The 10,476-nt window shown below is 36.9% G+C and carries 7 protein-coding genes and 2 pseudogenes; 7 read left to right on the top strand and 2 right to left on the bottom strand.

The genetic code is table 11. The features are described 5' to 3' along the window. The 4 genes and pseudogenes from ltrA to F6K40_RS35635 form a co-directional block, all read left to right on the top strand. A partial coding sequence (gene ltrA / locus F6K40_RS35650) for a group II intron reverse transcriptase/maturase (protein ID WP_365673933.1) occupies positions 1-1,897 on the top strand: 1,897 nt, incomplete at its 5' end. Positions 1,898-1,979: 82 nt separating this feature from the next. After that, positions 1,980-2,123: pseudogene (locus F6K40_RS35645) on the top strand (iron-sulfur cluster assembly accessory protein); the annotation flags it as partial. Between the two features lie 786 nt (positions 2,124-2,909). Further along, positions 2,910-3,332 (top strand): hypothetical protein, encoded by a 423-nt coding sequence (locus tag F6K40_RS35640; RefSeq protein ID WP_293143514.1) that lies wholly within the window; start codon positions 2,910-2,912, stop codon positions 3,330-3,332. Between the two features lie 732 nt (positions 3,333-4,064). Further along, positions 4,065-4,283 (top strand): hypothetical protein, encoded by a 219-nt coding sequence (locus F6K40_RS35635; RefSeq protein ID WP_293143511.1) that lies wholly within the window; start codon positions 4,065-4,067, stop codon positions 4,281-4,283. Between the two features lie 510 nt (positions 4,284-4,793). Here F6K40_RS35635 and tnpA read toward each other — a convergent pair. Beyond that, positions 4,794-5,204 carry an IS200/IS605 family transposase gene (gene tnpA, locus F6K40_RS35630; protein ID WP_293143508.1) on the bottom strand — a complete coding sequence of 137 codons (411 nt, stop codon included), beginning with the start codon at positions 5,202-5,204 and terminating at the stop codon, positions 4,794-4,796. A gap of 81 nt (positions 5,205-5,285) precedes the next feature. On the opposite strand from tnpA, the gene F6K40_RS35625 reads away from it, so the two are divergent. Together F6K40_RS35625 and F6K40_RS35620 are read left to right on the top strand one after the other, a co-directional pair. Beyond that, positions 5,286-5,915 (top strand): RNA-guided endonuclease InsQ/TnpB family protein, encoded by a 630-nt coding sequence (locus tag F6K40_RS35625; protein ID WP_293143505.1) that lies wholly within the window; start codon positions 5,286-5,288, stop codon positions 5,913-5,915. Further along, positions 5,905-6,474, top strand: coding sequence for an IS200/IS605 family accessory protein TnpB-related protein (locus F6K40_RS35620; protein ID WP_293143502.1), 570 nt, complete (start codon positions 5,905-5,907; stop codon positions 6,472-6,474). The genes F6K40_RS35625 and F6K40_RS35620 overlap by 11 nt, the downstream gene beginning before the upstream one ends. 121 nt (positions 6,475-6,595) lie before the next feature. On the opposite strand, the gene thyD is transcribed toward F6K40_RS35620, so the two are convergent. Further along, positions 6,596-7,519 carry a thylakoid membrane protein ThyD gene (gene thyD, locus F6K40_RS35615; protein ID WP_293143499.1) on the bottom strand — a complete coding sequence of 308 codons (924 nt, stop codon included), beginning with the start codon at positions 7,517-7,519 and terminating at the stop codon, positions 6,596-6,598. 2,831 nt (positions 7,520-10,350) lie between these two features. Between thyD and F6K40_RS41690 the strand changes: the two are divergent. After that, positions 10,351-10,458, top strand: a pseudogene (locus F6K40_RS41690) (reverse transcriptase N-terminal domain-containing protein); the annotation flags it as partial. Positions 10,459-10,476 lie beyond the last annotated feature (18 nt).

Raw genomic sequence — 10,476 nt, 5'->3', positions numbered from 1 at the left:
ACCATTTCTTGAGTGTGTCTTACATTCTGTTGGCGAAGCCTTTCCGCAGGAAATGGAGACCTCAGAATTACACACTCGCTTTTTAAGCGTGGCATGGGATACAGACGATATACCGTCCCAAGTTAGTGTAAATCCAAACCTCAAATGGAAAGATATTAACTGGAGACGGGTTGAGAAGAATGTATTTAAGTTGCAAAAATTAATTTACAGAGCATCCTATAGTGGCGAAATCCGCAAGATGCGTAAATACCAAAGACTTCTGACCAAAAGTTATTACGCGAGGTTGCTAGCTGTTAGGCGCGTTACCCAAGACAACCAGGGTAAGAAAACTGCCGGGATAGATGGTATCAAAAGTCTACCTCCTATGCAGAGACTTAACTTGGTTGATTTATTAAACACGCGATACCTCAAAGCAAGTCCGACCCGTAGAGTCTCGATACCAAAACCAGGGAAGGATGAAAAGAGACCTCTTGGAATCCCCACAATGTACGACCGTGCATTACAAGCTCTGGTTAAGTTAGGTATGGAACCAGAATGGGAGGCACGTTTTGAACCTAATAGCTATGGTTTTAGACCAGGACGGTCAACACATGATGCCATTGAGGCCATCTTTGAAAGTATCAAGCGCAAACCCAAGTATGTGCTAGATGCGGACATATCCAAGTGTTTTGACCGAATTAACCATGATGCACTTCTAGGAAAGATTGGAAAATCCCCATATAGACGACTAATCAAACAATGGTTAAAGTCTGGCGTGTTTGACAATAATCAATTCCTAGAATCTATGGAAGGTACACCACACTCTCGGGTAATTAGTCCCTTACTAGCAAACATCGCCTTACACGGTATGGAAGAGAGACTTAATGAAGTTGCCAAAACCTTAAACATGAAAAACAAACATGGTCGTCAAATAGGTTGGCGAGACAAGGTAAAAAGTCTAACTCTAATACGCTATGCTGATGACTTTGTTATCCTACATGAAGACATCAAAGTAGTGTTAAAAGCCGCATCCGTAATACAGGAATGGTTAAACCAGGTAGTAGGAGAACTAAAACCGGAAAAAACTAAAATTGCCCACACCCTGGAAGAATATGAAGGTAATAAACCTGGATTTGACTTCCTAGGATTCACAATCAGGCAATGGAAAGTTAAGTCAACCAAACAAGGATTTAAGACGCTGATTAAACCGTCCTTTAAGAGTATAAAAACTCAATATCGGAAATTAGCGGATATATGTAACTCACACAAAACCGCCCCAATAAAGGCTTTAATCGCCAAACTAAACCCGATAATTAGAGGATGGGCCAACTACTTCTCAACCGCAGTCAGTAAAGAGATATTTCAAAAACTGGATTTTTTCCTATGGAAAAGATTATGGCGATGGACAAGTAGAAGACACCCAAATAAGCCTGCCACCTGGGTGAAGAAAAAGTATTTCCCCACAATAAAATCTAGGAACTGGGTTCTTAATGATGGCGAATATATACTAAACCAACACTCAGATGTACCCATCGCAAGGCACATCAAAGTAAAAGGTAATAAATCCCCATTAGACGGTGACTGGACTTATTGGGGTAGTAGAATCGGCAAACATCCAGGCGTAAGGAAAGAAGTCACGACGCTGCTAAAACGGCAGAAGAATAAATGCGCATTTTGTGGACTAACCTTTAGTCCAACTGACCTTATGGAAGTAGACCATATAAAACCAAGGTCTAAGGGTGGTGACAACACACTTAAAAACAAACAATTGTTGCACCGACATTGCCACGACACGAAAACTGTGAAAGACAAAAAGACATATCCAAAATTTAAACCCCAGGATTTACCTGATAACTATATATGGATTGACGATATGTTAATTCTGAAACAGGATGTACCTATGACAAAGGACGTTTAAGAGAGGAGCCGTTGATGAGGTGAAAGTCTCACGTCCGGTTCTGAAGACGAGTCGGTTTGGTAACAAACTGGCTTAGTTTAACAAGGTAGTTTGCGATCGCAAAAGTATACTTTATCTCTATGGTTTAATGCTTGACTATAGTGACGCTTTGATTGGTGGTGGGTTCCAATTTACTAATCCTAATGCAACTCAAACCTGTGGTTGTGGTAGTTCCTTTTCAGCTTAATATTAATTAAATTAAACTACATCTTTGAGAAATTAGATAGATGTGGTATATTATCCGTCTGGAAAGATAGGGGTACATTATTTAATTAATAATTAAATAATTCAGCTTTATTAGCCTCCCCTTGAAAAGAGAAAAAGCGGTCTGCAAGGGTCCCAGTCCGTAGGATGGGATGCTGTTTAGCTAGCGCAAAACTTCGTTAACGCTACGCGACATCTTTGCGGAGCATTCCCTATAAGAAAACGCGTAGCGTCCCGGAGGGAAAGGAAACCTAGCCATATCGAATCGACCAAGAGAAAAAAATTTTTTTCCTTCTTGGTCAATCCTCTCCCTTTTAGGGAGAGGATATTTTTGATTTTCAATTACTGAATGTACCCCTAAATATTCTGTAAATTGATTTATATAGTGTTAGTGTCCAAACTTTCTTGAGTAGGGTCTGAGGTAGGGACGTTGGATACAACGGGAGTATTAATGCCTATTAATTAGTATTATAGCGTTACTTGAATCGGGAGCAGGTAACACAAAACTTAGAACAGCAGACTTTTAAAGGCTTTTTCTGATAGGGAAATGCTCGGCAAACAGGATTTAGAAATGTCCTAACCTTAATGTGTAGTGCTATAATTTTTGGCGATAAATTTTTTCTAGTAGAAACCCTTGAATATTAAAATTAAGAAATAAGGTCTTAAACTTCCCTTTTCCAGGGGATAAAAAAATAATTTTCGGATTTTTGTAGCCTCCTAATTCAGATTTGAGGTACTAATAACTAATAACTAATAACTGATAACTCAAATGACTCAAACACCAGAAGAATTATATAAAGAAGGACTAGAAAGATATAAAGCTGGAGAAGACCCACAGAATTTAATTCCATTATTTAAAGAAATTACTAAACGTTCTCCTAAAAGTAGTAGTAGTTGGATTAGTTTATCGTGGTTATATCTATTAGAGAAAAAACCTAAATCAGCCCATAAAGCAGCTAAGGCAGGAGTTAAACTTAATCCAGACGATCCACAAGGCCGAATTAATTTAGCTTTAGCAATGCTGGAAATAGGAGAAAAGGGTGTTAGACCTCATGTAGAGATAGCCCAGCAAATGATTATGGCTGATGCAGATTGGCTTGCAGAAATTAAAAATAATATTCAGGACGGTTTTGAGAGAAGAGGTGAATGGCCTAGTCTTAGTCGAGTTCAAAGTTGGTTATTTGATATCTAAACTAATTTTTCAGCAAATCAAATAATTAACAAAATAGTTCTTAAAAAAACTTAATGATTCATATAAAAACTTTACTAAAAATCAGAAATTATCATGTTATGATTATTAGAACTTCAGAGATTAGTTAATCATTAATAAAGTAGAAAATCTCTAAGAGCTTATGGCTCTACTAACTACCTCAATCAAAATCGCTCAAAAACTTGAAAAATGCTAATTTAGGCATAAAAGCTCAGGTTCAAACAAAAAGATTGACTTAAATATAAGTATTAAACTTATAATTTCAATCAATCTATGTTCTATAAAGTTAGGCTAGTAAAGGGAAATTATTTGCACAATTCTAGGCATTTTCATAGATGGAGTGCATTGGTGATATTCTACAAAAATCGACGAAAAATTGCTTGCTCGAAGTCAAAAAAACTGACTATGAAAGAACAAAAGTAGGTTAACTAAAGACAATTAGTCAAAAATTTTTTTTAGCTAAATCGTCGAGAATCCTCACTCTAGAATTTTCAATTTTTATCGGAGATAGAATTTATTCTTTTCCGCATTGCGACATAGTAATAGACTGCAATGTGAATGTGGCAATAAATATCAAAAATAGGATGGCAAGGTATTCCGTTTTTAAGGATTGTGGAGTCCGACGGGATACCAGGACTAGGAAATGAGAAGCTCACGTTATACTTTAAAGTTGGCGTGGGAGTATGTTACATAATGCTAAGGAGTTAAAATACAATGACATTTAATAATGAAATTAATGAAGTTAAGATCAAGCCTGAAACTCGTAATCACAAAGGGTTTTTTATTGAGGAAGGTGGTTATAAATTGATGACTATTGATGAGTCTGGTTGGGCTTTAATCTGTTTAGATGATGCAGTATGTCATTATGTAGATCCAGACAACTTGGAAGAAGCAAAAGAATTAGCAGAAAAATCAAAAACTGTTGAGAAATAAAGATTTTTTGAACTATCTTGGTATAGAAAAATGATTTTGGCAAGCTGCCTTTCAAATTCAATCATGGCAGCTTGATTTTGAGTGAAAAATTTCACTAAAAAAGTAGGCTTGAAGTCTCTCAATTAATAGGCAGTTTTAATTTGGAATTGGAATTAAATAATACCGTTTTATGGAAGTTAAAAATCAAGCATTCATTCATTAATATTTTGTAGCCTCAAAACTTTGACGTGCTTAGTAATTTTTGGAGATTATTTCACGTTTCAGTAAAACAAATAGTGTAGTCTAACTAAGTCGATCAAATTGCTATAAATATTAGTTATATCAAATCCGCTCGGGTTCGGTAGAAAAAAATGTTCCATCTTCAAGCATTACCAAATCTTTTTATAATCTCCTCACACTTCCCACACCTCCCACACTCTTTCTTTTTACACGAGAAAAAGACGGGAGCTTGGTAGCCCCGTTGTTTCAACACGGGGCGTCCGAGCGACGCGAGGGGATTTAGGAGCCGTCTTAATGCCTATCGTGATGTGGGTCATTAATATAAGCCATTACATGGGCTGTACTAATTTTACCAGATGTATCATAAAAATAACTCTTTGTCCAAAGAGAAGGTAGTTTTGTTAATTCTGGAAATTCCTCTCTCAATATTCTTGAGCTTTTTCCCTTAAAAGCTCTAACCACTTCAGATATAGTTGTTTTTTCATCATATTCTACTAACAAGTGAACATGGTCTGGTGCTATTTCTTTAGCCTTAATAATCCAACCTTTATCAGATGCAACTGACTCTAAAATAGTTGCTAATCTAAGCTTAATGTCGCCTATAAGGACTGGCTTACGACGTTTAGGAATCCAAACCAAGTGGATAGTCGCAAGTCCTACTGAGTGGTTGTTATGTCTATACCCAAACGAATCTTTTCTCATATTTATTGGTCGATGTATTGACAGTTATCAACCAATAAGCTAACATAAATAATATTATTCTATGGCTCGTAGTAAATCAAATTGTTTGGATGTCAGCAAGTTTTAATTAAAGCAGATAAAAATACGAGTGCAATTATCGAATATCTCTGTCACGAATCAAACAATTTATACAACTGTTGTGTTTATTATGGCCGTCAAATATGGTTTAAGACGGGTAAAATTGTGACTGGATTTGATTTAACAAAACAAATGAAATCTAATCCCCATTTTCAAGCTGGGTACGCCTCGTCAATGCAGCAAACTTGTTTAAATGTTGGTGAGTCTTTTCGCTCCTTTAAGCAACTGTTAAGAAAATACATTAAAGGAGAGCTAAATCAAAAGCCTAATACACCTAAATATCGTAAATCTGGAGGATTATTCACAGTTACTTATCCTAAAAAATGGTTAAAGTTAAGAGATGGTAAAATAAGGTTTCCACTGGGAAATAGAGTTAAAGTATGGTTTGGATTAACTGAGTTTTTCCTTGATTTTCCTATTAATTTAAAATGGGAGTTAATTAAAGAAATTAGAATAGTACCGAGAAATGGCTATTTTTATGCTGAGTTTGTTTATCAAAAAATGCTTGAATTCCCAGAAAATCAGGTTCTTGACTTCAGCAAGGTATTAGGAATAGATCATGGATTAAATAATTGGTTAACTTGTGAGCTTTAATTCAGAAACAAGCTTTATTATTGATGGAAAACATCTGAAATCGGTCAACCAGTGGTACAACAAACAAGTGGCTAGAATGAAAGAAGAAAAACCTCAAGGATTTTGGTCAAGAACTTTAGCTCATGTTACCGAAAAACGTAATAGACAGATAAGAGATGGGGTTAATAAAGCAGCAAGAATAGTAATTAATCATTGTCTTGTCAACGGTATTGGCACTATTGTTTTTGGCTGGAATAAAGGTCAGAAGAACGAGTCAAATATGGGGGCAAAGAATAATCAAAAGTTTGTGCAAATTCCGACAGCTAAACTCAAAGAGAGAATTGCTCAATTATGCAATGACTACGGCATTAAATTCGTAGAAACAGAAGAGCTACTAACAAGTCAATCAAGCTTTTTAGATAATGATGAGCTACCTAAATATGGTGAAAAACCCGACGGGTGGCAGCCTTCAGGAAAACGGATTAAGCGTGGTTTGTATCGTAGTGCCGATAATTGGTTAGTCAATGCCGATTGTAATGGTAGCGCAAATATTCGTAAGAATTGTAAAGGCAATGCTTAAATTAGATTTGAGCAAAGTCAATAGAGGCATCTTGACGATGCCCATCAGGGTTAGGCTTTGGGCTAATTCTGTGCAAGAATCTCCGTCGCTTTAGTGCGGAGAGCGTCAACAATGCTAGATGTCAGGAAGCCAAAATATTTTTTATCGCAGGTTTAACAGTAGGATACTGATACTCAAAACCAGAAGCTTGAGTCTGCTTCGGTAAAACTTTTTGACCTTCTAATACAACTACAGCACCATCTCCCAATAATAATTCAATGGCCAAATCGGGTACGGGTAACCAAGAAGGACGATTTAAAGCTCCTGCTAAATCTTGACAAAATTCTCCCATTCGTACAGGATTAGGAGCAGTACCATTAAATACTCCCTCCATTTCTGGGTGGCGCAGAGAATGTAAAATTAAACCAACTAAGTCGTCAATATGTATCCAGGAAAACCATTGCTTGCCACTACCAATAGGGCCACCAGCGAATAATTTAAAGGGAGTCAGCATTTTTGAGACAGTGCCTCCCATACCTAATACAATACCAATCCGTACAATAACTAACCTTACTCCTACATCTTTGACAGGTTGGGCAGCAGTTTCCCACTCCCGACAAATTTCTGCCAGAAAACCATTTCCACTATTACTTTGTTCGTCAAAAGTTGCCGTTTCGCTCGTGCCATAATAACCAATAGCTGACCCACTTACTAATACTGATGGTTTAGAATTAGCTTGGGCGATCGCTTCGACTAATTTTTCGGTAGTTACCTTGCGACTATCCATAATTTCTTGTTTGCGAGTAGCACTCCAACGTTCGTCGGCAATACCAGCACCTGCTAGGTTTACTACACCGTCGCAGCCATCTATAGATTTTTGCCAAGCACCAGACTGTTGTGGTTCGTAGGCAACTACTTCTAAATTAGGATAAGCTGAGTTGGGAAAAATTAGTTTCGCTTTTTCTAGGTTGCGAGTCAAAACTAATATTTGTTCTCCCTCTGAATGTAGACGCTCCACTAAGCGAGTACCGACAAACCCTGTTGCTCCTGTAATAGCTATTTTCATTTCTCAAAAATTTATTCACGATACTTTTTATTTATATAGCAATCCTATTTCAGTTGTAAGATTTTGGTGTAGGGGCGAGCAAGCGAATCGCCCTTACAGGAGTCAGGAGTCAGGAGTCAGGAGTCAGAATTTTCAAGGTTTTCAGCTCAAATTAACTATCATAAAAATTCTCACAAATCATTCCTGAGAGACTGTTTGTAAAAGGAATATTAAATCCAGGCGTAGGGTGGGGAGGGTAAGGCGGCAATAACTATGAATCGGAACCAAAATCGTTGCGGGCATTCCGGCCCGCACTACGCTGTAACCCACCGAACATTAAGCACTCTGGCCGTCTTAATCTTTAGTTGTGGATTCACTCTCTGATTGCTATATACAGCATTACAAAAAAATGTTATACCAAATTTGCTTGCTTTAGAGAGTCAGATTCTCAAAAAGGCTAAAGCTCCTAGTTTGGTAGAGGGTTTGGAGACCAAACCCCTACGGAGTAATAATTAGGGTTTGCTGAAAAAGTTTTTTGGTAGGGGGAGGAGTCAGTCCTCAGTCCTCAGTCCTCAGAATTTACGGGAAGTTTAGAGGAGGGAGTCGGAAGAATGTCCGTTATTTTTTCTGTCAAGTGTGAGCCTTTAATACTAACTTTTTGAGCCTGAGTTACCTAAAAGCTGGCACTTTTTAAATACCATTACAGACTAAAACCTTGATCTGTAAATACTTTCTGATTTAATCAGCAACCCCTAATTAAAGGTAAGCATTTCCTGCGGAATGCTGAGCATTCATGTCGCGGAGGGAAATAGCTATTAGCAGCCAGCTCTCATACCATTTTTCAAAAAGAATGCTATGTCTGATCGGGGTAGCTGGACTTTTAGATTTTTTACACTGAAAATGGCTTCAAACCGAGTATTAGCAAGAGAAATACCTGAACATGCTTAAAATGGCTGTTTGCGTAGCATTCCGCAGGAAAACCTAGATATACCAAGAAAACGTTTGATTTCAGGTCAAAACATTACTGTATAAAAGTTTGACCTTATTTTTAACCTGTTTTTTCCTAAAGTCCAGGTAGGGAAATGTGGGGAGTTTGGGAGGTGTGGAGAGTTTGGGGAGGTGTGGGGAGTTTGGGAGGTGTGGAGAGTTTGGGGAGTTTGGGGAGTACAAGAACTCAAAAAAATATAGGGTTGTAAATATTCTCTGACGACAAAGAATTAGCTCTGCTCCCAGGAGGGGAATGTGGGAGGTGTGGGGAGAAGTTAAAAGTAGGAAAAATATATACTAAGGTATCTGAAATTGTCAAAGACATACTTTGAATATTGGTAACTATTGAGGTCTTGAAGTCTAACATTAATTTTAGTAATTGGGATCAGTTTTTTAATGAATGAAGCAAGGGTTATTTGTCAAACTGAGCAAGCTTTACAAGAAGAAAAAATTACTATTAAAGAGTCACAAATGCTGCTACAAAATTATAATAGTAGTCTCAGCAGTTAAACTTGTTTAAGTAATTAAAAGTAAGCATTTCCTGCGGAATACTGCCCATTCATGTCGCGCAAGAAAATAGCTATTAGCAGTCAGATATCAGCTTTTTAATGAATGAAGCAAGGGTTCTTGATCTACTACATTTTTAACCAGAGTATTAAAGCACAAAAACGAGGAACTTGAGTTGTGAAATCATAATACTAAATCCAGTTTAGCTAGACCACAAATAAGTCAACTAAAATCTATATAAATCAAGCTTTTCTGAACTAAGATATGTGGTCTATGGTAATTAGATTTGGTATTACTTCTAATTTGCGCATAGGGCTATAGCGGAGCTGTGCATAATCATAAGGCCATTTGGTTAGGCAACATATTTGCGTATCATTCCGCAGGAAAAGGCCCGTACATTCGCAGCATGAACTAAATTTGAGAAGAGCGAGAATGTCTTAATAGTAATAGTAATGGTGACTGCTATTTTTTAGTTTTATAAGCAAAACAAATGTTTCTGAAGGAATAAATTTAAAATTCCCATGTTAAGCAAATTATGAATAAGTGTAAAGATAGGGGTTTATTGACACTATTCTCAATTATTTTACGAGTTTACTTAATTTGGAGCTTATGATATAATTTTTATAGTCACAGGCTTGGTTTGATTAATTTATTCAAAAACCCCTGTAAACTATATTTAATCCGTAGAATATTAAGTAGTTTTAAATTTAATCTCTAGATAGAAAAAACAAATTTTCCAAAGACAACTTAACAATAGAAGCTCAAAAATTTGACAAAAAGGTATATTTGTGGATACATAACTTTGGTTAATAAAATTCCAACTTGATTCGGCAAGGGGTCTCCCGTCGCTTGACACCTAAGTATATAGGTCGAAATCGAAGGCAAGCCATTCAAGGTTAATCTACGCACTTTAGTCGTAGGTCTTAGGGAGAGTAGGATTGGGTAAGAAGCATACTAATTAATAATTAATAATTAATAATTAATAATTAAGAGCGGACGAATAAGAGTAAATATTCAGTATCTGAATTGCTTAGTTTTCCCTAAACTCTAATAATTATTCATTGTTCATTATTCATTATTCATTGCTGACGTACCCACTGTTAGAGGTAATGTAAAGTAATCAATAGCAATGAATAAAGCTAAAACACTAAAAAGAAGACTGGGTAATCCAAAGCCCTTTTTAAGCGTGGCATGGGATGCAGACGATATACCGTCCCAAGTTAGTGTCAATCCAATCCTTAAATGGAGAGATATAGACTGGATAAGGGCCCTTGAAGAATGTATTTAAGTTGCCGGCATTTAATTTACAGAGCATCCAGCCGTGGTGAAATCCGCTTTTCGGCGTAAATACTCTCATACTTCTGGCCAAAAGTTATTACGCAAGGTTGCTAGCTGTTAGGCGTGTGACCCAGGTAGACCCGGGTAAGAAAACTGCCGGGATAGATGGTATTAAAAATTTACCACCCATGTAGCGTTTCAACTTG

The organism is Okeania sp. SIO3I5, assembly GCF_010672085.1.
Lineage (GTDB): Bacteria > Cyanobacteriota > Cyanobacteriia > Cyanobacteriales > Microcoleaceae > Trichodesmium.
This window is presented reverse-complemented; position numbering and strand designations above follow the sequence as displayed.